The organism is Rhizobium metallidurans (assembly GCF_014196505.1).
Lineage (GTDB): Bacteria > Pseudomonadota > Alphaproteobacteria > Rhizobiales > Rhizobiaceae > Rhizobium > Rhizobium metallidurans.
The window spans coordinates 23,866-47,408 of the sequence record NZ_JACIDW010000023.1; the positions used below are offsets into that span (position 1 = coordinate 23,866).

General features: G+C 62.7%; 21 protein-coding genes. 10 read left to right on the forward strand and 11 right to left on the reverse strand.

The window, feature by feature from the left end:
• Position 1: 1 nt before the first annotated feature.
• The gene (locus GGQ67_RS22150) at positions 2 to 901 is read right to left on the reverse strand and encodes a DMT family transporter (RefSeq protein WP_183902298.1); all 900 of its coding nucleotides are present in this window, start codon (positions 899 to 901) and stop codon (positions 2 to 4) included.
• Positions 902 to 1,239: 338 nt separating this feature from the next.
• Here GGQ67_RS22150 and GGQ67_RS22155 point away from each other — a divergent pair, with 338 nt between their 5' ends.
• Genes GGQ67_RS22155 through GGQ67_RS22165 form a run of 3 tightly spaced genes read left to right on the forward strand, consistent with a single transcriptional unit; the run spans position 1,240 to position 4,432 of the window.
• Positions 1,240 to 2,649, forward strand: coding sequence for a circularly permuted type 2 ATP-grasp protein (locus GGQ67_RS22155; protein ID WP_018897244.1), 1,410 nt, complete (start codon positions 1,240 to 1,242; stop codon positions 2,647 to 2,649).
• Between the two features lie 4 nt (positions 2,650 to 2,653).
• Positions 2,654 to 3,595: an alpha-E domain-containing protein gene (locus GGQ67_RS22160; RefSeq protein WP_112943882.1), complete on the forward strand. Its 942-nt coding sequence runs from the start codon at positions 2,654 to 2,656 to the stop codon at positions 3,593 to 3,595.
• A 12-nt stretch (positions 3,596 to 3,607) separates the two neighbouring features.
• The gene (locus GGQ67_RS22165) at positions 3,608 to 4,432 is read left to right on the forward strand and encodes a transglutaminase family protein (RefSeq protein ID WP_183902299.1); all 825 of its coding nucleotides are present in this window, start codon (positions 3,608 to 3,610) and stop codon (positions 4,430 to 4,432) included.
• Positions 4,433 to 4,513: 81 nt separating this feature from the next.
• Here the strand turns inward: GGQ67_RS22165 and GGQ67_RS22170 are convergent, their stop codons facing one another.
• The 8 genes from GGQ67_RS22170 to chvE all read right to left on the reverse strand — a co-directional run bounded on the left by GGQ67_RS22170 (position 4,514) and on the right by chvE (position 13,857).
• Positions 4,514 to 4,987, reverse strand: coding sequence for a VOC family protein (locus GGQ67_RS22170; RefSeq protein ID WP_183902300.1), 474 nt, complete (start codon positions 4,985 to 4,987; stop codon positions 4,514 to 4,516).
• Positions 4,988 to 5,091: 104 nt separating this feature from the next.
• Positions 5,092 to 5,346: a hypothetical protein gene (locus tag GGQ67_RS22175; protein ID WP_183902301.1), complete on the reverse strand. Its 255-nt coding sequence runs from the start codon at positions 5,344 to 5,346 to the stop codon at positions 5,092 to 5,094.
• Between the two features lie 168 nt (positions 5,347 to 5,514).
• Positions 5,515 to 7,254, reverse strand: coding sequence for an L-arabinonate dehydratase (araD, locus tag GGQ67_RS22180; RefSeq protein WP_183902302.1), 1,740 nt, complete (start codon positions 7,252 to 7,254; stop codon positions 5,515 to 5,517).
• 63 nt (positions 7,255 to 7,317) lie between these two features.
• Positions 7,318 to 8,751 carry an aldehyde dehydrogenase family protein gene (locus tag GGQ67_RS22185; protein WP_183902303.1) on the reverse strand — a complete coding sequence of 478 codons (1,434 nt, stop codon included), beginning with the start codon at positions 8,749 to 8,751 and terminating at the stop codon, positions 7,318 to 7,320.
• Between the two features lie 83 nt (positions 8,752 to 8,834).
• Positions 8,835 to 9,830 (reverse strand): AraD1 family protein, encoded by a 996-nt coding sequence (gene araD1, locus GGQ67_RS22190; RefSeq protein ID WP_183902323.1) that lies wholly within the window; start codon positions 9,828 to 9,830, stop codon positions 8,835 to 8,837.
• Positions 9,831 to 9,956: 126 nt separating this feature from the next.
• Complete coding sequence (mmsB, locus tag GGQ67_RS22195) at positions 9,957 to 11,165, reverse strand: multiple monosaccharide ABC transporter permease (protein ID WP_113238387.1); 1,209 nt, start codon at positions 11,163 to 11,165, stop codon at positions 9,957 to 9,959.
• A complete protein-coding gene (gene mmsA, locus GGQ67_RS22200; protein WP_183902304.1) occupies positions 11,162 to 12,700 on the reverse strand; it encodes a multiple monosaccharide ABC transporter ATP-binding protein in 1,539 nt (512 codons plus the stop codon). The genes mmsB and mmsA overlap by 4 nt, the downstream gene beginning before the upstream one ends.
• Before the next feature lie 92 nt (positions 12,701 to 12,792).
• Complete coding sequence (gene chvE / locus GGQ67_RS22205) at positions 12,793 to 13,857, reverse strand: multiple monosaccharide ABC transporter substrate-binding protein (protein ID WP_183902305.1); 1,065 nt, start codon at positions 13,855 to 13,857, stop codon at positions 12,793 to 12,795.
• A 243-nt stretch (positions 13,858 to 14,100) separates the two neighbouring features.
• Here chvE and GGQ67_RS22210 point away from each other — a divergent pair, with 243 nt between their 5' ends.
• Together GGQ67_RS22210 and GGQ67_RS22215 are read left to right on the forward strand one after the other, a co-directional pair.
• The gene (locus tag GGQ67_RS22210) at positions 14,101 to 15,132 is read left to right on the forward strand and encodes a LysR family transcriptional regulator (RefSeq protein WP_425503824.1); all 1,032 of its coding nucleotides are present in this window, start codon (positions 14,101 to 14,103) and stop codon (positions 15,130 to 15,132) included.
• 101 nt (positions 15,133 to 15,233) lie between these two features.
• The gene (locus GGQ67_RS22215; RefSeq protein WP_183902307.1) at positions 15,234 to 15,761 is read left to right on the forward strand and encodes a hypothetical protein; all 528 of its coding nucleotides are present in this window, start codon (positions 15,234 to 15,236) and stop codon (positions 15,759 to 15,761) included.
• Here GGQ67_RS22215 and GGQ67_RS22220 read toward each other — a convergent pair whose 3' ends face one another.
• The gene (locus tag GGQ67_RS22220; protein ID WP_183902308.1) at positions 15,762 to 16,010 is read right to left on the reverse strand and encodes a hypothetical protein; all 249 of its coding nucleotides are present in this window, start codon (positions 16,008 to 16,010) and stop codon (positions 15,762 to 15,764) included.
• A gap of 167 nt (positions 16,011 to 16,177) precedes the next feature.
• On the opposite strand from GGQ67_RS22220, the gene iolG reads away from it, so the two are divergent.
• Together iolG and GGQ67_RS22230 are read left to right on the forward strand one after the other, a co-directional pair.
• Entirely contained in the window at positions 16,178 to 17,170 is a 993-nt protein-coding gene (gene iolG, locus GGQ67_RS22225) for an inositol 2-dehydrogenase (RefSeq protein WP_183902309.1), read from the forward strand.
• Between the two features lie 306 nt (positions 17,171 to 17,476).
• On the forward strand, positions 17,477 to 18,622 hold the full coding sequence (locus GGQ67_RS22230) for an acyltransferase family protein (RefSeq protein WP_183902310.1): 1,146 nt from the start codon (positions 17,477 to 17,479) through the stop codon (positions 18,620 to 18,622).
• On the opposite strand, the gene GGQ67_RS22235 is transcribed toward GGQ67_RS22230, so the two are convergent.
• Positions 18,619 to 19,836, reverse strand: coding sequence for an ROK family transcriptional regulator (locus GGQ67_RS22235; protein WP_183902311.1), 1,218 nt, complete (start codon positions 19,834 to 19,836; stop codon positions 18,619 to 18,621). The genes GGQ67_RS22230 and GGQ67_RS22235 overlap by 4 nt on opposite strands.
• 229 nt (positions 19,837 to 20,065) lie before the next feature.
• Between GGQ67_RS22235 and xylF the strand changes: the two genes are divergently transcribed.
• The 3 genes from xylF to GGQ67_RS22250 all read left to right on the forward strand — a co-directional run bounded on the left by xylF (position 20,066) and on the right by GGQ67_RS22250 (position 23,483).
• Entirely contained in the window at positions 20,066 to 21,106 is a 1,041-nt protein-coding gene (gene xylF, locus GGQ67_RS22240; RefSeq protein ID WP_183902312.1) for a D-xylose ABC transporter substrate-binding protein, read from the forward strand.
• 252 nt (positions 21,107 to 21,358) lie between these two features.
• On the forward strand, positions 21,359 to 22,669 hold the full coding sequence (locus GGQ67_RS22245) for a sugar ABC transporter permease (protein ID WP_183902313.1): 1,311 nt from the start codon (positions 21,359 to 21,361) through the stop codon (positions 22,667 to 22,669).
• Positions 22,670 to 22,682: 13 nt separating this feature from the next.
• Entirely contained in the window at positions 22,683 to 23,483 is an 801-nt protein-coding gene (locus GGQ67_RS22250) for an ATP-binding cassette domain-containing protein (protein ID WP_183902314.1), read from the forward strand.
• Positions 23,484 to 23,543: the final 60 nt, after the last annotated feature.

A 23,543-nucleotide genomic window follows, 5' to 3' on the forward strand; every position in this document is an offset into this window, starting at 1 on the left:
CTTACTGCGCCTGCTCGCGAAGCGGCGCGGCCGACTGCCGGTTGGTCAGGTAGACGCCGGTGACGACCACGATGGTACCGATGACGAGCGGCACGGTCAGCGGTTCGCCGAAGGCGATGAAGGCCTCCAGCGCCACGGTCGGCGGCATCAGGTAGATCAGCGAGGCCGCGCGCGACAACTGTCCGCGCCGGATCAGATAAAGCAGCAGCCCCACCCCGCCCATCGACAGCCCGAAGACCGACCACACGAGCGCCGCGATCGCCGTTGCCGACCCGTCGAACTGCATGCGCTCGAAACCGAGCATCAAGGGGACGCTGACGACGAGCGCGCCGACATATTGCAGCGTCGCGATGGCAGGCAGGTTGCCGGCCTGCAGATGCTTCTTCTGATAGAGCGTTCCATAGGTGACCGAAGCCATCGCCAAGAGGTTGATGGCGAGCGGCACGATGGCATGCGCGAGATTGGCGTTGGCGGGATCGAACAGCTTCGGCGAGATGGCGATCGCGATGCCGACGAAGCCGAGCAGCAGCCCGGCCTTCTGCTTCGGCTGCAATCGTTCGCCGATCAGCAGTGGCGCCGCCATCGCCGTCAGAAGCGGCTGTAGCGCCGCGATGATGCCGGAGATGCCGGCCGGCACCCCATTGGCGATCGCCCACCACAGGCCACCCAGATAAAAACCGTGCAGGAACAGCCCCGAATAGACCGCCCGCAGCATCACCCTTTTGCTCGGCCATTCAACCCTGAGCACGAGACAGAGCGCCAGGAACGCCAGCGCCGACAGCCCGAAGCGGATGGCGAGAAAGGTGAACGGCTCGGAATGGATGGCCGCGTATTTCGCCACCACCCAGCCGGTGGACCACAGGAGAACGAAGATGGCGGGTGCGAGACGATCGAGCGACATTTGACACTTTCGAGAGCGAAGGCAGCGGGGATAGCCGGGATCGACTGCCAAGGTCAAAGGCGAAGCGTTGATGCTTATTTCAAGTTTCATTGAAGCGCCGGCCACCATCGCCCGAAAATGAATCGCGCCGCGCGTCGAAAATAATCACATGCTCATGTTTTGAGCGGCGGGACCCGATTGCCCTTCGACATCACGGCGCTACCTTCCCGAAAATGCTCAGTTTTTCGGCTGTTTTCGCCGAAACCCATGATTTTATGAATCTTCCGTCCGAACTGAGCATGGTTCTTGCATTGCTTTGTCCGTTGTACTCAAATGAAGAAAAAAGGGGAGCCACACCTTTGGCATTTGATGAAATGATCACCGGGGACGAAAGTCCGCGACAGCCATATGAGAAATACTTTGAGTGGTACAATAATCAGGATCGCGCTCATCTGATCGCCAAATCCCGCGACGCGGAAAACATCTTCCGCAAGACCGGCATCACCTTCGCCGTCTACGGCCACGCCGACAGTTCCGAAAAGCTCATTCCCTTCGACATCATCCCCCGCGTCATCTCCGGTCGCGAATGGCGCAAGCTCGCGCAGGGCATCGAGCAGCGCGTCATCGCGCTCAACGCCTTTCTCGACGACATCTATCACAAGCAGGAGATCATCCGCGCCGGCCGCATTCCGCGCGAGCTGATCGAGAAGAACGACGCCTTCCTGCCCGAGATGATCGGCTTCCGCCCGCCCGGCGGCGTCTACACCCACATCGTCGGCACCGATATCGTGCGTACCGGCGAGGACCAGTTCTACGTTCTCGAAGACAATGCCCGCACGCCCTCGGGTGTCAGCTACATGCTGGAAAACCGCGAGACGATGATGCACATGTTCCCGGAGCTGTTTCACGAGAACAAGGTGCGCCCGGTCGAGGACTATCCTTATCTGTTGCGCCAGTCGCTCGCCTCGCTCGCCCCTCCCGGCTGCAAGGGCAAGCCGCGCGTCGCCGTGCTGACGCCAGGCATCTACAACTCCGCCTATTACGAGCACTCCTTCCTGGCCGACACCATGGGCGTCGAGCTGGTCGAGGGCTCGGATCTGCGCGTCATCGACGGCAAGGTGAAGATGCGCACCACGCGCGGCTATGAGGCGATCGACGTGCTCTATCGCCGCGTCGACGACGATTTTCTCGATCCCCTCACCTTCCGCCCGGATTCCGCTCTCGGCATCCCCGGGATCATGGATGTCTACCGCTCCGGCAACATCACCATCGCCAACGCGCCGGGCACCGGCATCTGCGACGACAAGGCGATCTATTCCTATATGCCCGAGATCGTCGAGTTCTATACCGGCCGCAAGGCGCTTCTGGAAAACGTGCCGACCTGGCGCTGTTCGGAGGCCTCCAGCCTGAAATACGTGCTGGAGCACCTGGAAGAGCTCGTCGTCAAGGAAGTGCACGGCTCCGGCGGCTACGGCATGCTGGTCGGCCCGACCGCCTCGAAGAAGGAACGCGCCGATTTCGCCGAGAAGCTGCGCGCCAAGCCGAGCAACTACATCGCCCAGCCGACGCTGTCGCTCTCGACCGTCCCCATTCTCGTCAACAAGGGGATCGCGCCCCGCCACGTCGACCTGCGCCCCTACGTGCTGGTCTCCGACAAGGTGCAGATCATTCCCGGCGGGCTCACCCGCGTTGCCCTGAAGCAGGGCTCGCTGGTGGTCAATTCCAGCCAGGGCGGCGGCACCAAGGACACCTGGGTATTGGAGGATTGATCTGATGCTCGGAAGAACCGCAAACGGCCTCTACTGGATGTTCCGTTACTTCGAGCGCGCCGAGAATATCGCGCGCCTGATCGACGCCGGCATCCGAATGTCGCTGACCAGAAGCAGCGGCAGCGACGACAACTGGGACGGCGTGCTGCAGAGCGCCGGCGTCCGCGAAGCCTATGACGAGGGCCATTCGAAGCTGACCGGCCCTGATGCCATCGACTACCTGCTGCGCGATCGCACCAACCTGTCGAGCGTCATGTCTTGCGTCGATTTCGGCCGCAACAACGCACGCATGGTGCGCACGGCGCTCACCCGGGAGACCTGGGAAGCGACCAATGAGTTCTGGATCGAGCTCAAGGAACTGTTGTCGAAGCGGCTGAAGCCGGCCGACCTGCCGCAGGCAATCGACGTCATCAAGCACCGCGCCGGCCTGATCCGCGGCGCGCTGCACGGCTCGATGCTGCGCAACGAGCTCTACAACTTCGCCCGCATCGGCACCTTCATCGAGCGCGCCGACAACACCAGCCGCATCCTCGACGTGAAGTATTACGTGCTGCTGCCGGCCGTCTCCGCCGTCGGCACCTCGATCGACAACGTCCAGTGGGAATCGATCCTGCGCTCGGTCTCCGCCCACCGCTCCTACAGCTGGGCCTATGACGGCGAATACCGCGCCACCAACATCGCCGACTTCCTGATCCTCAACGGCCAGATGCCGCGTTCACTCGCCTATTGCTATGAGAAGATCACCAGCGAACTCGGCCATCTCGCCACCGATTACGGCGAGCGGCTGAAGGCGCACGACACCGCCGACGCCATCCGCCAGTCGCTGAAGAAGCAGGCGATCAAGGACATCATGGATCAGGGCCTGCACGAATTCCTCGAAGACTTCGTCTCACGCAACAACCAGCTCGGACAGGAAATTTCCGACGGTTACCGGTTCTACGCATAGGCGGGTCGCGACATGAAACTGAAGATTAGCCACGTCACCGAATACCGCTACGACGAACCCTCCGCCTTCTCGCTGCAGCGCCTGCGGCTGACCCCGCCATCGGGCCCCGGCCAAAAGGTGCTGAACTGGTCGCTGCATGTCGAGGGCGCCAAGCCGGAGGTCGAGTATGACGACCAGTTCGGCAACCACGTCAACTTGGTCTCGCTGGAAGGCGAGCAGCAGGTGACGCGCATCGTCGCAGAGGGCGAAGTCGAGACCGAGGATCTGAACGGTGTCACCGGCCCGCATACCGGCTTCTGCCCGCTCTGGCTGTTCCTGCGCGATACGCCGCGCACCAAGCCCGGCAAGCTGGTAAAGGAACTGATCAAGGGCGTCAGCGGCGACAACGAGCTTGGCCGCATGCATGCGCTGATGAACACCATCCACGAGACCGTAGACTACCAGCCCGGCACCAGCGACGTCGAGACCACGGCCGAGCAGGCGCTGGAGAAGAAGACGGGCGTCTGCCAGGATCACGCCCACATCTTCGTCGCCGCCGCCCATGCGCTCGGCGTTCCCGCACGCTATGTCTCGGGCTATCTGATGATGGAAGAAAAGATCGAGCAGGCGGCGACCCATGCCTGGGCGGAAGCCCATATCCCCGGTCTCGGCTGGGTCGGCTTCGACCCCGCAAACAAGATCTGCCCCGACGAGCGCTATGTCCGCATCGCCTCCGGCCTCTGCTACAAGGACGCCGCCCCGGTATCAGGCATGCGCATCGGCATGCCGGGCGAAAAGCTGCAGGTGATCGTCAAGGTCGCGGACCAGGAGCAATCCCAGAGCCAGTCCCAGAGCTGAACGGCAGCCCTCGCGGCAATCGCGCGATGGCCGATCGACCGCGCCCAGTGGGGCCGCCAGCCGGGATCACCCGGCAATCGCTCAGCCCCGGCGGGCAGCCTCGATCGCCGCGACGTCGATCTTGCCCATGTCCATCATCGCATCGAAGGCGCGCTTGGCCTCGGCGCCGCCGGCGTTCATCGCCTCCGTCAGCACGCGCGGCGTGATCTGCCAGGAGACGCCCCATTTGTCCTTGCACCAGCCGCAGGCGCTCTCCTCGCCGCCATTGCCGACGATCGCGTTCCAGTAGCGGTCGGTTTCCTCCTGGTCCTCGGTGGAAATCTGAAACGAGAAGGCCTCATTGTGCTTGAACGTGGGACCGCCGTTGAGGCCGATGCAGGCAACGCCGGCGACGGTGAACTCGACGACGAGCACCTCGCCCTGCTTGCCCGAGGGATAATCGCCCGGCGCCCGCGTGATCGCCCCGACGGAGCTGTCGGGAAACGTCTTCGCGTAGAAGCGCGCCGCCTCCTCCGCGTCCTTGTCGTACCATACGCAGATCGTGTTCTTGGCCATCGCGCGCTCCTCCCGCCTTCGTTGCCTATGTCGGGACACATAAGGCGGAGATCACGGTTGACCAGCGCAACGCTGTTTTCGGCGCGTCCGCAGCGGCGGCGGGATCAGAGGCTTTCGTATTCGTCCGCAGTGCGGCGGGTCGCCAGCGAATAGAGCCAGTAGAAGGGGATGAAGCAGACGAGGAGTGCGATCTCGAGCACGGAGTGGCGCGCCTTGGGCGTTTCGTCGGCGACGACCTGCGCCTCGCCCCTCACCTCACGCTGCGCGTTCTCGAGCAGACGGTTCACCAGCTGGCGATTGTCTTCCGTCTCGGTCCCGTCGGCATCGTGATGCGTGGTCTTCGGCGCGGGTTTGCGCATGTCTGGCCTCGTCGTGATATGCAGTGCAATCACAACCTAGCACGATTTTATTAAATCTTTAACTATAAGTGCGCGATCGGGCAGTCCGGTGCACGCCGGCCTGCCGATACGAAAAAGGCGGAGCTTTCGCCCCGCCTCCTCGTCGATTCACCCGATCGAAACGACCGATCAGTGGCTGTCCTTGCCCACCGCGCTGCCGCGACATCCCTTGAGGAAGTCGAGGTCGGCGCCGGTGTCGGCACCTTCGACGTGGTTCTGGTGCAGGAAGGCGTAACCAGAGGTCGGCAGCTCGTGCTGCGGCTTCCACTCGGCCAGGCGGCGCGCCATTTCCTCGTCGGAGATATCGACGTGCAGACGGCGGTTCGGCACGTCGAGCTCGATCATGTCGCCGTTCTTGATGACGGCGAGCGGACCGCCGACGGCGGCTTCCGGCGAGGTGTGCAGAACGACGGTGCCATAGGCGGTGCCGGACATGCGGGCATCCGAGATGCGCACCATGTCGGTGATGCCCTTCTTCAGCACCTTAGGGGGCAGACCCATGTTGCCGACTTCGGCCATGCCGGGATAGCCCTTCGGACCACAGTTCTTCATGACCATGACGCAGGTCTCGTCGATATCGAGATTGTCGTCGTTGATCTTGGCCTTGTAGTCGTCGATATCCTCGAACACCACGGCGCGGCCGCGATGCGTGAGCAGGTGCGGCGAAGCAGCCGATGGCTTCAGGACCGCGCCCTTCGGCGCCAGGTTGCCGCGGAGCACGACGATGCCGCCCGACTGCGTCAGCGCCTTTTCGGCCGGCAGGATGACCTCTTCGTTCCAGTTGACGACGTCCTTGACCTCGTCCCACATGGTTTCGCCCGAAACCGTCAGCGCGTCCTTGTGCAGCAGGCCGGCTTCGCCGAGGCGCTTGATGACGACAGGCAGGCCGCCGGCATAGAAGAACTCTTCCATGAGGTACTTGCCCGATGGCATCAGGTTGACGATGGTCGGCACGTCGCGGCCGCAACGGTCCCAGTCGTCGAGCGTCAGGTCGATGCCGACACGGCCGGCCATGGCCAGCAGATGGATGACGGCGTTGGTCGAACCGCCGATCGCCGCATTGGTGCGGATGGCGTTTTCGAAGGCCTGCTTGGTCATGATATCGGAGGGCTTCAGGTCGTCCTTGACCATCTGCACGATGCGGCGGCCGGTCAGCTGCGCCATCACCTTGCGGCGGCTATCGACACCGGGGATCGCGGCATTACCCGAAAGCGCCATGCCGAGCGCTTCGGCCATCGACGCCATGGTGGACGCGGTGCCCATGGTGTTGCAGGTGCCGGAAGACCGGCTCATCGAGGCCTCGGCCTCGAGGAATTCGGCCTGCGTCATCTCGCCGGCCTTCACCATTTCGGAGAACTTCCACAGATGCGTGCCGGAACCGACGCGCTCGCCGCGGAAGTAGCCGTTCAGCATCGGGCCGCCGGTGACGACGATCGACGGCAGGTCGACGGAGGCGGCCGCCATGATCAGCGACGGCGTGGTCTTGTCGCAGCCGACCATCAGCACGCAGCCGTCCATCGGCTGGCCGCGGATGGTTTCCTCGATCGCCAGTGCCGCGAGGTTGCGGTACATCATGGCGGTCGGGCGGAAGGTGTTTTCGGAAGCCGAGAACACCGGCACTTCCATCGGGAAGCCGCCGGCCTCCCAGATGCCCGCCTTCACCTTCTCCGCCAGTTCGCGCAGATGGCCGTTGCACGGCGTCATGTCCGACCAGGTGTTGAGAATGCCGATCACGGGGCGTCCGTCGAACAGGTCGTGCGGGTAACCCTGGTTCTTCATCCAGCCACGGTGATAGATGACGTCACGGCTGGTGCCGCCGTACCATTCCTGCGATCGAAGCTTGCGCGGCCATTCCGCTTTTTTAAACATTGTCTTCTGCCTTTTGAGGGATGCCGAGCCGTTCTCGCGACGACCCGTATCGCTATTTTGACGTCAGGCCAGCGTGTAGCTGGTCTTGACGGATGTGTAGAATTCGGCGGCGTACTTGCCCTGCTCGCGCGGACCGTAGGACGAGCCCTTACGGCCGCCGAACGGAACGTGGAAATCGACACCCGCCGTCGGCAGGTTGACCATCACCATGCCGGCTTCGGCGTTGCGCTTGAAGTGCGTAGCATGCTTGAGGCTGGTCGTCGCGATGCCGGAGGACAGGCCGAACGGCGTGTCGTTGGCGGTCGCCAGCGCCTCCTCGTAATCCTTGACGCGGATGACCGAGACGACCGGACCGAAGATCTCCTCACGCGAGATGCGCATCTGGTTGGTGGCTTCGGTAAACAGCGTCGGCTGCAGGTAGAAGCCGGGCGTGTCGCGCTTCAGAAGCTCGCCGCCGAAGGCGAGCTTGGCGCCTTCCTTTTTGCCGATCTCGATATAGTCGGTGTCGGTCTTCAGCTGCTTCTCGTCGACCACGGGGCCGATATGCGTGCCCGATTTCATGGCGTTGTCGACCACGAGCGTTTCGAGCTTGGCCGTCAGCGCCGCCACGAACTTGTCGTGGATGCCTTCGGTGACGATCAGGCGCGACGAGGCCGTGCAGCGCTGGCCGGTCGAGAAGAAGCCGGAATTGGCGGCAGCTTCGACGGCGACGTTGAGGTCGGCATCGTCGAGGACGACCATCGGGTTCTTGCCGCCCATTTCCAGCTGGAACTTGCGGTTATGCTCGAGCGAAGCGGCGGCGACGCGCTTGCCAGTGCCGGTGGAGCCGGTGAAGGTGATGCCGGCAACGTCGGGGCTGTCGAGCATGGCCTGGCCGACGACCGAGCCCTTGCCCATGACGAGGTTCAGCACGCCCTTCGGCAGGCCGGCGCGGTGAAGAATGTCCACGATCGCCCAGGAGCAGGCCGGAACCAGCTCGGCCGGCTTGAACACGATGGTGTTGCCATAGCAGAGCGCCGGCGCGATCTTCCAGGCCGGAATGGCGATCGGGAAGTTCCAAGGCGTGATGATGCCGATGACGCCGAGCGGGTCGCGGGTGATCTCGACGCCGATGTTCGGACGTGCCGACGGAATGGTCTCGCCGGCAAGGCGCAGCACTTCGCCTGCGAAGAATTCGAAGATCTGGCTGGCGCGGATGGTCTCGCCGATCGCCTCAGGAAGCGTCTTGCCCTCTTCGCGGGCAAGCAGCGCACCGAGCTCGTCCTTGCGGGCCATGATCTCGTCGCCGGCCTTCTTCAGGATGACGTGGCGTTCCCAGATGCCGGAGCGCGACCAGGCCGGGAAAGCGGCCTTGGCGGCGGCAATCGCGTTCTTGGTGTCCTCGGCCGAACCATCGGCATAGAGGCCGACGACTTCGTTCGTATCCGACGGGTTGATATTCTTGGTAGCGTCCGAGCCGATCCATTCGCCGGCGATCAGGTTCTGATAAATGGTCATGGGCCCTGCAAGCCTCCTTTACCGCTTATGAAAGACTGGCCCGACAGCCAATGCGCCGGGCTCTAGAAACCAGAGCTGAGAAATCAGAGCTGCTTGACGACGATTTCTTCTTCGGCGTCGATCTTCAGCGGATTGCGCAGCGGCAGGCCGAAGTCGGCGACCTCGATCTCGAACACGTCGCCCTCTTCCGTCTTGATGCCCTCGGCGAACGACAGCGTCGCCGTGCCGAACATGTGGACGTGCACGTCGCCGGGCACGCGGAACAGGCCATACTTGAAGTGGTGGTATTCGAGGTTGGCGAAGGTGTGCGACATGTTCGCCTCGCCCGACAGGAAGGGCTTTTCGAAGATCACCTTATCGCCGCGCTTGATGCGCGAGGTGCCGCGGATATCGTCGGGCGCCGCACCAATGCGGATCTCGGGGCCGAAGCTTGCCGGACGCAGCTTGGAGTGCGCGAGGTAGAGATAGTTCTGGCGCTCCGTGACGTGGTCGGAAAACTCGTTGGAGAGCGCGAAACCGATGCGAAACGGCGTACCGTCCTCTGAAATCACGTAGATGCCGGCCATCTCGGGCTCTTCGCCGCCGTCGAGCGCGAAAGACGGGGAGACGAGTGCGGCGCCGGGAGCTGCCGCGCCATAGCCGTTGCCCTTGTAGAACCACTCGGGCTGGACGCCCTTTTCGCCGGCCTTCGGCTTGCCGTTCTCGAGGCCCATCTTGAACATCTTCATCGAGTCCGTCAGCGTCTCTTCGGCGGCCTCGGAGGTCTTCTTGTGCATGCTGTCACGCGTCGCGGCCGAGCCGAGATGCGTCAGGCCGGTGCCCGTCAGATGCAGGTGCGCGGCATCCGGGTGCGTCATCGGCGGCAGAAAGCGGCCTTCCGCGTAAGCCTTCTCGAGATCGACGGCCTCGCCCAGGCCATGCGCCTCGATCACCGATGCCAGCGACTTGCCGCCGTTCGCGGCTTCCATGGCGAGCGCGTAGACGCTGCCGGCGTTCTTGACGGCTTTCGCGGTACCGCCCGGCTCGCGCACGGCGACGACGATCTCTCCGTTCGAACCCTTGATCTGCGAAATAAGCACGGTCTTCATCCTTTTTTCGATTGCGCGGAATGTGCTCCGCCGTTCCGGCTCCCGAGGCAGCCGGATGACACGTTCATGTCACTGCGAATTCAAGTCACTGCGAATAGGTGGGCAGCGCCGAAGCGCTTAGCCCTTGTTCTTGTTGTAGACGTCGAAGAAGACGGCTGCGAGCAGCACGAGACCCTTGACCATCTGCTGGAAATCGATGCCGAGACCGACGATCGACATGCCGTTGTTCATGACGCCCATGATGAACGCGCCGATGACGGCACCGGTGATCTTGCCAACGCCGCCGGATGCCGAGGCACCGCCGATGAAGCAGGCCGCGATGACGTCGAGCTCGAAGCCGACGCCGGCCTTCGGCGTCGCCGAGTTCAGGCGGAGCGCCACGATCATGCCGGCGAGACCGGCGAGAACGCCCATGTTGACGAAGGTGAAGAAGCTCAGGCGTTCGGTGTTGATACCCGAAAGCTTGGTGGCCTTCTCGTTACCGCCCATCGCGTAGATGCGGCGGCCGATCGTCGTGCGACGCGTGACGAAGCTGTAGGCGGCGATCAGCACCAGCATGACGATGAGAACGTTCGGCAGGCCGCGATAGGTCGACAGCAGGTAGCCGAGTGCCACGATCGCCAGCGAGATGATGACGTTCTGCGCGACGAAGAAGCCCATCGGCTCGACGTCGATGCCGTGGCTTTCGTTCACCTTGCGGCGGCGCCAGGCGAGGTAGAACAGGATGACCGGCAGGATGACACTGAGCACCAGCGAGGTGATCTGCGTCGGCGTGCCGAAGATGTCGACCATGTCGCCGGGCAGGAAGCCGGTGGAGATGACCTGGAATTCCTTCGGGAACGGGCCGATGTTCTTGCCGCCGAGAACCGTCAGCGTCAGACCGCGAAACACCAGCATGCCCGCCAGCGTCACGATGAACGACGGAATCCGGTGATAGGCGATGAAATAGCCCTGCGCCGCGCCGATGACGCCGCCGATCGCGAGACAAAGCAAGGCCGCGAGCCAGAAGTTCATGCCCCAGGAGACGGTGAAGATCGCCGCCAGCGCGCCGACGAAGGCGACGATGGAGCCGACCGACAGATCGATATGCCCCGCCACGATGACCAGCAGCATGCCGAGCGCCATGATGACGATGAACGAGTTCTGGAGAACGAGGTTGGTCAGGTTGACCGGTCTGAACAGGATGCCGCCGGTGTAGAACTGGAAGAACACCATGATCGCGACGAGCGCGATGAGCATGCCGTATTCACGAATGTTGCCGCGGATGTAATCGACGACGGAAACGACGTTGCTTTCCTCGTGACTGGTCGGGTTGACAGGAGTCATTGTTTCTTCTCCCCAGAGCGCATGATGGCGCGCATGATGGTTTCTTGGCTCGCTTCGCCCTTCGGCAGTTCAGCGACGATGCGACCTTCGTTCATCACATAGATGCGGTCGCAGTTGCCAAGCAGTTCCGGCATTTCCGACGAGATCATCAGAACGCCTTTTCCATCGGCAGCAAGCTGGTTGATGATAGTATAAATTTCATATTTTGCACCCACGTCGATGCCGCGGGTCGGCTCGTCGAGGATCAGCACGTCGGGATCGGAGAACAGCCACTTGGACAGAACCACCTTCTGCTGGTTGCCGCCCGAGAGATTGACCGTCTCCTGGTAGATGCCCGACGAGCGGATGCGCAGCTTCGACCGGTAGTCGGTCGCGACCTTGCTCTCCTTGATGCCGTCGATGACGGTACCGCTCGAAATGCCCGCCAGATTGGCCAGCGACGTGTTGTGCATGATGTTGTCGGCAAGCACGAGACCGAGATGCTTGCGGTCTTCCGTCACATAGGCAAGACCGGCATCGATCGCCTTGCGCACGGTGGTGGTGTCCACCTGCTTGCCGTCGACATAGACCTCGCCGGTGATCTTGTGGCCATAGGCCTTGCCGAACACGCTCATCGCGAATTCCGTGCGCCCGGCTCCCATGAGACCGGCGATGCCGACGACCTCGCCCTTGCGGACGTTGACGTTGATATCGTGCAGGACCTGGCGGTCGCGATGCTGCTGGTGGAAGACGTTCCAGTTCTTCACTTCGAAGATGGTTTCGCCGATCGGCACCGAACGCGGCGGATAGCGGTCCTCGAGATCGCGGCCCACCATGTTTCGGATGATGGTGTCCTCGCTGATCTCTTCCTTATGACAGTCCATCGTCTTGACGGTCATGCCGTCGCGCAGAACCGTGATCTGGTCGGCGACCTTGCGGATCTCGTTGAGCTTGTGCGAGATGATGATCGACGTGATGCCCTGCTTGCGGAACTCCATCAGGAGGTTCAGCAGCGCGTCGGAATCGCTTTCGTTCAACGAAGCCGTCGGTTCGTCGAGAATGAGCAGCTTGACGCTCTTGGACAGGGCCTTGGCGATTTCGACGAGCTGCTGCTTGCCGACGCCGATGTCGGTCACGAGCGTGTTCGGAGATTCGCGCAGGCCCACCTTGGCGAGCAGCTGCTTCGTGCGGTTGAAGGTGGTTTCCCAGCTGATGACGCCGCTCTTCGCATTCTCGTTGCCGAGGAAGATGTTTTCCCCGATCGACAGCAGCGGTACGAGCGCCAGTTCCTGGTGAATGATGACGATGCCGATCTCTTCGGAGTCCTTCAGGACTTTGAAGTTGCGGACGTTGCCGTCGTAGAAGATTTCCCCGTCATAGGTGCCCGAGGGATAGACACCGGAAAGAACCTTCATCAGGGTGGACTTGCCGGCCCCGTTTTCCCCCACAACTGCGTGAATCTCACCTTGGCGAACCTTCAGGTTCACGTTCTCGAGCGCCTTCACACCCGGGAACGTCTTGGTGATGTTCCGCATTTCGAGGAGTGTATTTTCCATGATCATAATCCAGCGCCGTGGCCGTAAGATCGGCCAGGCGTTCAAAAATCGGAAACCGGAATCCGCGCGAGCGGATTCCGGCGTTCGTCAGATTACTTCAGCTGGTCTTCTTTGTAGTAGCCGCTGTCGACGAGGACGGTCTTGTAGTTGTCCTTGGTGACGGCAACCGGCTTCAGCAGGTAGGACGGAACGACCTTTACGCCGTTGTCGTAGGTCTTGGTGTCGTTGACCTCAGGCTCCTTGCCGGACATGACGGCATCGACCATGGCAACGGTAACCTTCGCCAGTTCGCGGGTATCCTTGAAGATCGTGGAATACTGCTCGCCTGCGATGATCGACTTGACGGAAGGAACTTCCGAGTCCTGGCCGGAAACGACCGGCAGCGGCTGGTCGCCGGAACCATAGCCTACGCCCTTGAGCGAGGAGATGATGCCGATGGACAGACCATCGTAAGGCGACAGAACGGCGTCGACCTTTGCGTCGGTGTAGTTAGCCGAGAGCAGGTTGTCCATGCGGGCCTGGGCCGTTGCCGGGTCCCAACGCAGCGTGCCGACCTTGTCCATGCCGGTCTGGCCGGACTTCACGACGAGCTTGCCGCTGTCGATGTAAGGCTGCAGGACCGACATTGCGCCATCGTAGAAGAAGAAGGCGTTGTTGTCGTCAGGCGAACCACCGAAGAGCTCGATGTTGAACGGGCCCTTGCCGTCCTTGAGGCCGAGCTTGTCGACGATCGTGCCGGCCTGAAGAACGCCGACCTGGAAGTTGTCGAAGGTTGCGTAGTAGCTGACATTGCCCGAATCGCGGATCAGACGGTCATAGGCGATGACCTTGATGCCTGCATCGGCGGCCTTCTGCAGCACGTCCGAAAGCGTGGTGCCGTCGATCGAAGCGATGACGAGAACCTTGGCGCCCTTCGTGACCATGTTTTCGATCTGCGAAAGCTGGTTCGGAATGTCGTCGTCGGCATACTGCAGGTCGGTCGTGTAACCGGCTTCCTGGAGCTGCTTGACGATGTTGTTGCCGTCGTCGATCCAGCGAGCGGACGACTTGGTCGGCATGGCGATGCCAACGAGACCCTTGTCAGCGGCGACAGCCGGCATGACGAACGAAGCAACGCCGAAAGCGGCCGCTGCCATCAACGAGATAATGGATTTCATCTCTCTCTCCCTAAGTTAATAAATGCGCGGGCGACTCCTCGCCCACCCCGAACTGTGGCGGGTTTCGTATTGGATAATACTTCAGATAGCGAGAAACGAAGTAGGTCTCCTCCACGCTCTCACACGTGTTGAGTGCCAACCAGCACACGGCGGCAAACTGGTATGGATTCCTATAACTGTCAAATAGAATAACTGGCAAAAGGCATAACAAATTTGGTATATCGTTAAAAAGTATTACTTTTGATGGAGAGCAGTGGGGAGGCTGCAACCATGTCGAGCAATTCAGGGCATGTGGCATTAGAAAACGTGGATATACAGACGGACATTTTTGGGGATGACGGCCTTCTGCGGGCGGGCCTCAAGCTGAATCACCTGCGCATGCTCGTCGCAATCGAAGATAGCGGGCAGATTTCGGCCGCCGCCGAGGCTCTTAACATTTCGCAGCCCGCCGCGTCGCGAATGCTGTCGGAAATGGAGACGATCGTTAAGACAGCCCTCTATGAGCGCGTCGCCCGCGGCGTGGTGCTCACCACCTTCGGCGAGGCACTCGCAAGACGTGCGCGCAAGATCATGCTGGAACTCAGGGAGGCAAACCGCGAGATCGCGGAGCTGAAATCCGGCAAGGGCGGATCGGTCTTCATCGGCGCGGTGACGGCGCCCGCCATGAGCCTCGTCGTACCCGCAATCAAGGAAATCCGCACGGCGCTTCCCGGCATCGAGGTCACCATCCAGGTCGAGACCAGCAACGTGCTGGCCCGCGAGCTTCTGGCCGCCCGCCACGACTTCGTCATCAGCCGTATCCCCGACGACCTCAACCCCAGGCTCTTCGAGGTTCAGGAGATCGGCGTCGAGCGCGCCTGCCTGATCGTGCGCAGCGGCCATCCGCTCCTTCAGAAGGGCGTGGCCAGCCTGACCGACCTGACGGGTTACGACTGGGTCTTCCAGCCGCCCGGCACGTTGCTGCGGCGCACGATCGAGGATCTCTTCCTGTCGCGCGGCGTCGCCGTGCCCGACAATGTCGTCAACACCTCGTCGCTGCTGCTCACCTGCGCCATCATCTGCGAGACGAACGCCATCGCTCCGATTGCCGTCGACGTCGCCAACTTCCTGGCGACGCAGCGCTCGCGCGCCTCCGATGTCCGGATATTGCCGATCGATTTCGAGATCAACGTCAGGCCCTACAGCCTGATCACCGCGAGGGAGCGCGCCTTGCCCCCCAGTGCCCGGATGCTCTACGACCTGGTGCTGGCCGAGAGCAGGAAAGCCGGCGCCTGATCGCTGGCGGCTGCCCCTCGCCGCCAGCCTGACCAATGAGGCCTCGCAAGCCCCGCGCCATGTTGGTCGCATCATATGCCCTTTCGCGCAAGGGAGGCTTCATGCTGTTCGGACAATCGGTGTTCCAGTCGGTCCTCGATCGCCTGAAGGAAGAGGATGGCGACACCGCCGACGAAGCCGTTTCCGTCTCGCACCGCGTGCCGGGCTTCACGACCGGCCTTGCCTTCGACGTCATGCAGGGCGTGTCCGCCCCGTCGGCGCGGCCAGGCCAGGCCTATTTCGACAATCTGGAATTCGAAACCTTCCACGAGACGACCGTCGACACGCCGCCGCCCGAGCGACCACCCGAGCAAGTCGCCGCCCCGGTCCCCGAAATCGAGCCGGAGCCGGAGCCGGTCATGCCGCCGCATCTCGCCCGCACCGCGCTATCGGACATCGCCGGGGAACTCGCCATTTCGGCGCAGGACAGCATCCAGGGCCTGAGCGACAAGCGGCGGAGCTTCGCCAAGACGAATCACCCCGATCGCGTCCACCCGCTTTTTCGCGACAACGCCACCAAGCGCATGACGATCGCCAATCTCCTGATCGACGAAGCGATCCGTCGCAAGACGCGAAGCGCCAGACGCTGATTACGCGTCGTTCTCGCGATCGTCCCGCGTCGCCACGGGCTCTGGCGCCTTTTCCGCGGCAGGGTCCGGCGCCTTGTAGCGCCACAGGAGCATGTAGGCCGCATAGACGCCGGCGCCGGCCGCCAGAACCGCCCAGAACGGATCGCCCCATATGGCCTCGATCCCTGTCCAGCTAAGGCAGACCACGACGATGAGAACGCGCACCCACAAAGCGCGGTAGGCCGGGTGGCTTGGATCGATCAGTTGCATCTCATTCCCACATATAAATTGTTACACGTCTTTAAGATGGTTTCTTCAAATGTGAAAGAGCCGCGGACTTGACGAAACGGTGATAAGATGGAATGAAAATTCCACAATGAGATAAATTCGGTCCATTCATTCCGCATCCGGGCGAGCCGAATTCAAGGGAGGAAATCATGACAGTCAGATTTGGTCTTCTTGGTGCCGGTCGTATCGGCAAGGTTCACGCCAAGGCGGTCAGCGCCAATGCCAATGCAAGGCTGGTTGCCGTCGCCGACGCCTTTCCCGAAGCCGCCAACGCCATCGCATCGGCCTATGGCTGCGACGTGCGCACCATCGAGGCGATCGAAGCCGCCAGCGATATCGACGCCGTCGTCATCTGCACGCCGACCGACACCCATGCCGACCTGATCGAGCGCTTCGCCCGATCAGGCAAGGCGATCTTCTGCGAGAAGCCCGTCGATCTCTCCGTCGAGCGCGTCAAGGCCTGCATCAAGGTGGTGGAAGAGACCAGGGGCAAGCTGATGGTCGGCTTCAACCGCCGCTTCGACCCGCACTTCATGGCCGTGCGCGGCGCGATCGACGACGGCCGCATCGGCGACGTCGAGATGGTGACGATCACCTCGCGCGATCCGGGCGCCCCGCCTGTCGACTACATCAAGCGTTCCGGCGGCATCTTCCGCGACATGACGATCCACGATTTCGACATGGCCCGCTTCCTGCTCGGCGAAGAGCCGGTCGCAGTCACGGCAACGGCCGCCGTCCTCGTCGACAAGGCGATCGGCGAAGCGGGCGATTACGACAGCGTCTCGGTCATCCTGCAGACCAGGTCGGGCAAGCAGGCGATCATTTCCAACTCCCGCCGCGCCACCTACGGCTACGACCAGCGCATCGAGGTGCACGGCTCCAAGGGCATGGTCTCGGCCGAAAACCAGCGCGCCGTGTCGATCGAAGTCGCTAATGGCGAAGGCTACACCCGCCCGCCGCTGCACGATTTCTTCATGACCCGCTACACCGAAGCCTACGCCAACGAGATCGCGAGCTTCATCGCCGCCATCGAAAAGGGCGCCAAGATCGCCCCCTCGGGCGCCGATGGCCTCGCCGCCCTCGTGCTCGCCGACGCGGCCGTCCAGTCCGTCAAGGAAGGCAAGCTGATCAAGATCGGCTGACGGTTTTCTCCCGACCGAAAGCCGCGCAGGAGATGGCCGGGGCCCGACCCGGCCATTTCTCGTTTTCGCCTCCGGCAACATCGCCGCTGCGACACCAACTCTCTGAATTCGCCTGTAACATTTGCCTGCTTCGATCACAAAGCGGTCCTTGCCACGAACCGCGCAAGTGCGTTGGCGCGTTTGCTTATTAGCGGATTTTCCGCACGTCTGACGTGTGTTACAACGCTCGCAGTATCTGAATCACCATTGGATTACCTCAATTTTCGCGCCATTCATGGCACCTTCGACGAACCGGGTGATCAATAGATGGCGGATATTTCGGGCGCTTCCGGGCGAATTGGCAGTCTCGATGGCTTGCGCGGCATCGCCGCGTTATGGGTGCTGGTCGGCCACGCAATGCTGCTGACCGGCTGGCGTGTGCCGCTGATCGGCGACCCCGATCTCGGTGTCGATCTCTTCATCATGCTCTCCGGCTTTCTGATGGTGTTTCACTATCAGCTGCGCCAGGAGAAGGAGCCCTGGACGGAGATCTCGACATGGTCGAATTTCTGGACGCGCCGGTTCTTTCGCATCGCCCCGCTCTATTACGTGATGCTGGCGATCGCCATCGCGCTCGGCCCCGTCATCTTCGACAGTCGCATGGTGATCGACCGATTCCTCCAGGTCACGCCGCAGCTGCCCGAGCGCTACCTCGACGGCAGCTTCGAGAATGTGATGATGCATGTGAGCTTCCTGTTCGGCCTGTCGCCGGCACACGCCTTCCGAACACCGCTGCCGGACTGGAGCATCAGCCTGGAAATGCAGTTCTATGCCGTTCTGCCGTTCCTGATGCTCTTCATCCACAGGCTGGGATGGCTGCGCGGCAGCATCGGCATCGTCGCGGCAGGCGTCGCGATCTCGATCGGGCTGCGCCTTGCCGGCATCAATTTCCCGATGCCGTCCTTCCTGCCGCTGAAGATGCACGTCTTCATCGCCGGCATGCTGCTTGCCGGCGCGCTCAATGTTTCGAGCAGGAGAGCCTTCGTCCACTTCCTCCTGGCGGTGGTCTTCGTGGCCCTGCCGATCGGCGGCGGCATGACGGTGCCGCGCGAGGTCGTGCGGGTCGGGCTGGTCGTCGCCTTCTTCGCGCTGATCTTCCACGCGCACCTGCCGCGCCTGCTGGCAAGGCCGCTCAACCGGATTTCCGATTTCATGGGCAATCGCTTCTTCCACAAGCTCAGCGAACTCTCCTTCGGCGCTTATCTTCTCCACCTGCTGATCATGCAGCCGGTCATCGCCTACCTCATCAAGACCTTTGGCAACGATATCAGCGACTTCCAGAGATTTCTGCTCTCACTCGCCATCACCGTGCCGATCGTCTACGCGCTGTCGGCGATAGGCCACAGATGCATCGAGATGCAGGGACAGAAGATCGGCAAGATGCTCACCCGGCGCCGGGCGACCGCGGCTTAGATGTGGAACCCGGCCTGGACGATATCGCCGTCGATGACCGACAGCGCGCGGTTCAGGTGACCCTCGAAAACCAAAAGCGGCTCGTCGAACACGACGCGCAGCTCGGGCATGCCCTGCATCCTGACCATGTGCGACTGGGCAAGCCCCTCCTCGATGCCGGGCCTGAGCAGATCGTAATAGCGGGTGCCGGGCCCGGTGATCGCGACCGGCATCCTCTCGGTGAGGCTGAGAAGCCGCGACAGCCCGTTGCCGAGTGCCACGCCCGCCTGCCGGAAGGCGAAGGCCGACATCCGGTGACCCTGGCGCGCCCGCGCCGCGATCTTGTCCAGCTCGCCAACGGGCACGAACTTCGCCGGGATCGTATCGTCGGGCACCTCGAAGGCCATGCGCAGGATCGCGTAGAACCCGGCATAGGCTTCGATGCACCCCCTGCTCCCGCACCGGCAAAGCCCGCCATTGGCCACATGCAGCATGTGCCCGAAATTCGGCGCCGAGATCTCCCGCTCCGCCGGCCCCGCGTTGCGGACGATCCCGAGCCCGATGCTATGCCCGAGCGACAGCGCCGCCAGCGACCGCAGCCCATCCGGATTGCCCGCATCCTCGCGCGCGCCAAGCGCCGCTGCGACCAGCAGCGTCTCGTTGTCGAGGATGATCTTCGCCTGCCATGAGGCCCTCAGCGCAGCCTCGAAATCGATCCGCTCGCTGCCGAAGATCGGTGACCACAGGAGCACGGCATCGTCGGAGCTCACCAGCCCCTTGCTGCTGAGCGAGATCAGCTTGATCTTGGTCCGCGACAGGCGCGAGCGCGATAGCAGCCGCTCCAGCCCCTCGCCGACAGCATCCGCGAATCGTGCCGCGCCATGAGGGTCGTGCGATCGCTCCTCGCTGAACCGGTCGATCAGCGTGCCGGCGTAATCCACCAGGGAATATTGTACGCCATCGGACGAGATGATGACGACGATCAGATAGCCGCAGTCGCGCCGCGGGCGAAACTGCACGCGCGGCCGCCCCCTGCCGCTCGCCGCCTGCTGCTCGGATTTCTCAATCACCTCCCCCTTCTCCAGATCGGCCGTGATCGCCGAAATCGTGGCGGAGGAAAGTCCGGTGAAATCAGATATTTCGGTATGGGAAAGCGCGCCGTGGCGCCTCAACGCGGCAAGCACCAGCACGCTGTTGCGCTGTCGCACCAGTTCCGTGCTCGATCTGGTCAGCATGAAGGCCGCCCTATTCCCGCGTGCATTCCACCCCTCGTTCACACCGCATCTCCAACAACCTCCACGTGAGAGATCATTCACCGGTAGTGCGGTGTTGACAGTTGAAAAAATCTCTGACACTTAATTTCTCGACTGTCGAGAAAATAATGAAAACCTTTCCCGACAGCACATCGCGGCGGCCGGAGGAACCACTGGCTGGGGCTGGCCGCATTCTATTCGGGAGGATATTATGAAGCATGTTTTGAAGCTGATGGCAGGTGCTGCCATCCTCGTATCGGTGCATACCGCCGCAATGGCAGCCGACCTCGTGGTCGGCGTGTCGTGGTCGAACTTCCAGGAAGAACGTTGGAAGACCGACGAAGCCGCCATCAAGAAGGCACTCGAAGCCAAGGGCGCCAAGTACATCTCCGCCGACGCCCAGTCGTCCGCCGCAAAGCAGCTGACCGACGTTGAATCGCTGATCTCGCAGGGCGCCAACGCCCTCATCGTTCTCGCGCAGGATTCGGATGCGATCAGCCCGGCCATCGAAAAGGCCGCCGCTGAAGGCATTCCGGTTGTCGGCTACGACCGCCTGATCGAAAACCCGGCTGCCTTCTACATCACCTTCGACAACAAGGAAGTCGGCCGCCTGCAGGCTGAAGGCGTGTTCAAGGTCAAGCCGGAAGGCAACTACGTCTTCATCAAGGGCTCGTCGTCCGATCCGAACGCGGACTTCCTGTTCGCCGGCCAGATGGAAGTCCTGAAGGCTGCCGTCGACGCGGGCAAGATCAAGAACGTCGGCGAAGCCTACACCGACGGCTGGCTGCCGCAGAACGCTCAGCGCAACATGGAACAGTTCCTGACCGCCAACAACAACAAGGTCGACGCCGTTGTTGCTTCCAACGATGGCACGGCCGGCGGCGCGGTTGCTGCTCTCGACGCGCAGGGCATGGCAGGCACCGTTCCGGTCTCCGGCCAGGACGCCGACAAGGCGGCGCTCAACCGCATCGCGCTCGGTACCCAGACGGTTTCCGTCTGGAAGGATAGCCGCGAACTCGGCAAGCGCGCCGCTGAAATCGCGCTCGACCTCGCCGGCGGCACGACCATGGACAAGATCGAAGGCGTCGCGTCCTTCGAAGGCGGTCCGAAGAAGGTGAAGATGCAGTCGATCTTCCTGAAGCCGCAGGCCATCACCAAGGACAACCTGAACGTCGTCATCGACGCGGGCTGGATCACCAAGGCCGAAGCTTGCCAGGGCGTGAAGGCCGGCAGCGTCAAGGCTTGCGACTGATCCTCGCCAGCTGAACCGACACACCGGCGCCGTGGCGATCTCGCCGCGGCGCCGGATGCGGCTGGAGCCCCAATGAAGCGCTCCCCGCCTCGCAACGCACCGCGAACGCTTTGATTCCCTGCCGGACCAGTGCCGCCCCTTGCGCGGCCGCTTCGGAAGTCTCTCGGTGGTCGATTTGAAGAACAGGGCACCTCGGCAAGGGCTTTCGGGCGCCCGCGCCAGAGCCCAAACAATGGGGGAAACGGCAAACCCATGGCAAACATCACGCAATCCTCATCGAGCCATCCGCGCTCGGCGGAGGGTAACGCTTTCACGCGCTTCCTGCGCGCCACCGAGATCGACACGCGCCTGCTCGGCATGGTCGCGGCGCTGCTCGTCATCTGGATCGGCTTCCATCTCTACACCGGCGGGCTGTTTCTCACGCCGCGCAACCTCTGGAACCTCTCGGTCCAGACCACCGAGATCGCGGTTCTCGCGACCGGCATGGTTCTCGTCATCGTCACCCGCAACATCGATCTGTCGATCGGCTCGATGCTCGGCCTCGTCGCCATGATCATGGGCGTCATCCAGGCGAAGTTCCTGCCGCAATATCTCGGCTTCGACAATTCCTGGACCTGGCTGATCACGCTCGTCTGCGGCCTGATCGCCGGCACGCTGATCGGCCTCTTCCAGGGCGTCATCATCGCCTTCATGGGCGTCCCCTCGTTCATCGTCACGCTGGGCGGCTTCCTCGCCTGGCGCGGCCTTGCCTGGTACGTCACCTCAGGCCAGACGGTCGCCCCCCTCGACACCACCTTCCGCATCATGGGCGGCGGCGCCGAAGGCTCCGTCGGCGCCACCTGGAGCTGGATCATCGGGCTGGTCGCCTGCGTGCTGATCATCGTCGGCATCATCGGCTCGCGCCACCAGCGCAAGCGCTTCAACTTCCCGCGCCGGCCGCTCTGGGCCGAATACTTCCTGGCCGTCCTCGGCTGCGCCCTGGTGCTCGGCGCCATCTGGGTCTCGACCATCTATTACTGGCCGGTGGCGATCGCCAGGAAATACGCGGACGCCAACGGCATCGCCTGGCCGGAAACGGGGCTCTTCATCTCCTACGGCATCGCCGTACCGGTCCTGATCGCCGTTCTCGTCGGCATTGTCATGACCTTCATCGCCACCCGCCTGCGCTTCGGCCGCTACGTCTTCGCGATCGGCGGCAACCCGGAAGCGGCCGAACTCGCCGGCATCAAGACCCGCTGGGTCGCGGTGCGCATCTTCGCGCTGATGGGCTTCCTGGCAGCCGTGGCCGCCGCGATCTCGACGGCCCGTCTCAACGCCGCCGCCAACTCGCAAGGGACGACCTACGAGCTCTACACCATCGCGGCGGCCGTTATCGGCGGCACGTCGCTTGCCGGCGGCACCGGCACGATCGCCGGCGCCATGCTCGGCGCGCTCGTCATGCAGTCGCTGCAGTCGGGCATGGGTCTCGCGAACGTCGATACCCCCATACAGAACGTCGTCGTGGGCGCGGTTCTCGTCGTGGCCGTCTGGCTCGACACCGTCTATCGCTCGCGGTCGAAGTAAGAGGAGCCTGGATATGACTGATCAACGCACTTCCCCAAGCCCGAACACTCCTCTCGTGGAACTGAAGAACATCTCGATCTCGTTTGGCGGCATCCACGCCGTGGACAATGCCTCGATCGATCTCTACCCCGGCGAGGTCGTCGCCCTTCTCGGCCACAACGGCGCGGGAAAGTCGACGCTCATCAAGATCCTGTCGGGCGCCTACAAGCGCGACAGCGGCGAGATCCTTATCGAGGGCGAACCGGCCGATATCAGGAACCCGCGCGACGCCAAGAAATACGGCATCGAGACGATCTACCAGACGCTCGCGGTCGCCGACAACGTGGACGCCGCCGCCAACCTCTATCTCGGCCGCGAGATCCGCACCAAGTGGGGCACGCTCGACGACGTCGCCATGGAGGCCTCGGCGCGCGAGGTGATGGGCCGCCTCAACCCCAACTTCCGCCGCTTCAAGGAGCCGGTGAAGGCGCTCTCGGGCGGCCAGCGGCAATCGGTGGCGATCGCCCGCGCCATCCTCTTCAACGCCCGCATCCTGATCATGGACGAGCCGACGGCGGCGCTCGGTCCGCAGGAGACGGCGCAGGTCGGCGAGCTGATCAAGCAGCTGAAGAAGGAAGGCATCGGCATCTTCCTGATCAGCCACGACATCCACGACGTCTTCGACCTCGCCGACCGCGTCTCCGTCATGAAGAACGGCCAGGTCGTCGGCCACGCCCGCACCGAGGACGTGACCAAGGACGAGGTGCTCGGCATGATCATCCTCGGCAAGGTACCCCCCAAGGCCATCCCCGGCCCCGGCGCCATGCAGGTCTGATTAAGAAACCGAAGTCCGCCGCACCATAGTGCACCGATCCCGGAAAATTGTGGCCAACTT

What these genes read in the sequence shown, in the direction of transcription:
- GGQ67_RS22245 (WP_183902313.1), top strand. Translation starts at nt 21,359, where the DNA reads ATGGCAAACATCACGCAATCCTCATCGAGCCATCCGCGCTCGGCGGAG.
- GGQ67_RS22230 (WP_183902310.1), top strand. Translation starts at nt 17,477, where the DNA reads ATGGCGGATATTTCGGGCGCTTCCGGGCGAATTGGCAGTCTCGATGGC.
- GGQ67_RS22250 (WP_183902314.1), top strand. Translation starts at nt 22,683, where the DNA reads ATGACTGATCAACGCACTTCCCCAAGCCCGAACACTCCTCTCGTGGAA.
- GGQ67_RS22235 (WP_183902311.1), bottom strand. Translation starts at nt 19,836, where the DNA reads ATGCTGACCAGATCGAGCACGGAACTGGTGCGACAGCGCAACAGCGTG.
- GGQ67_RS22220 (WP_183902308.1), bottom strand. Translation starts at nt 16,010, where the DNA reads ATGCAACTGATCGATCCAAGCCACCCGGCCTACCGCGCTTTGTGGGTG.
- araD (WP_183902302.1), bottom strand. Translation starts at nt 7,254, where the DNA reads ATGTTTAAAAAAGCGGAATGGCCGCGCAAGCTTCGATCGCAGGAATGG.
- GGQ67_RS22175 (WP_183902301.1), bottom strand. Translation starts at nt 5,346, where the DNA reads ATGCGCAAACCCGCGCCGAAGACCACGCATCACGATGCCGACGGGACC.
- GGQ67_RS22215 (WP_183902307.1), top strand. Translation starts at nt 15,234, where the DNA reads ATGCTGTTCGGACAATCGGTGTTCCAGTCGGTCCTCGATCGCCTGAAG.
- mmsA (WP_183902304.1), bottom strand. Translation starts at nt 12,700, where the DNA reads ATGGAAAATACACTCCTCGAAATGCGGAACATCACCAAGACGTTCCCG.
- GGQ67_RS22210 (WP_425503824.1), top strand. Translation starts at nt 14,101, where the DNA reads ATGGAGAGCAGTGGGGAGGCTGCAACCATGTCGAGCAATTCAGGGCAT.
- GGQ67_RS22160 (WP_112943882.1), top strand. Translation starts at nt 2,654, where the DNA reads ATGCTCGGAAGAACCGCAAACGGCCTCTACTGGATGTTCCGTTACTTC.
- mmsB (WP_113238387.1), bottom strand. Translation starts at nt 11,165, where the DNA reads ATGACTCCTGTCAACCCGACCAGTCACGAGGAAAGCAACGTCGTTTCC.
- GGQ67_RS22165 (WP_183902299.1), top strand. Translation starts at nt 3,608, where the DNA reads ATGAAACTGAAGATTAGCCACGTCACCGAATACCGCTACGACGAACCC.
- iolG (WP_183902309.1), top strand. Translation starts at nt 16,178, where the DNA reads ATGACAGTCAGATTTGGTCTTCTTGGTGCCGGTCGTATCGGCAAGGTT.
- GGQ67_RS22185 (WP_183902303.1), bottom strand. Translation starts at nt 8,751, where the DNA reads ATGACCATTTATCAGAACCTGATCGCCGGCGAATGGATCGGCTCGGAC.
- GGQ67_RS22150 (WP_183902298.1), bottom strand. Translation starts at nt 901, where the DNA reads ATGTCGCTCGATCGTCTCGCACCCGCCATCTTCGTTCTCCTGTGGTCC.
- xylF (WP_183902312.1), top strand. Translation starts at nt 20,066, where the DNA reads ATGAAGCATGTTTTGAAGCTGATGGCAGGTGCTGCCATCCTCGTATCG.
- chvE (WP_183902305.1), bottom strand. Translation starts at nt 13,857, where the DNA reads ATGAAATCCATTATCTCGTTGATGGCAGCGGCCGCTTTCGGCGTTGCT.
- GGQ67_RS22170 (WP_183902300.1), bottom strand. Translation starts at nt 4,987, where the DNA reads ATGGCCAAGAACACGATCTGCGTATGGTACGACAAGGACGCGGAGGAG.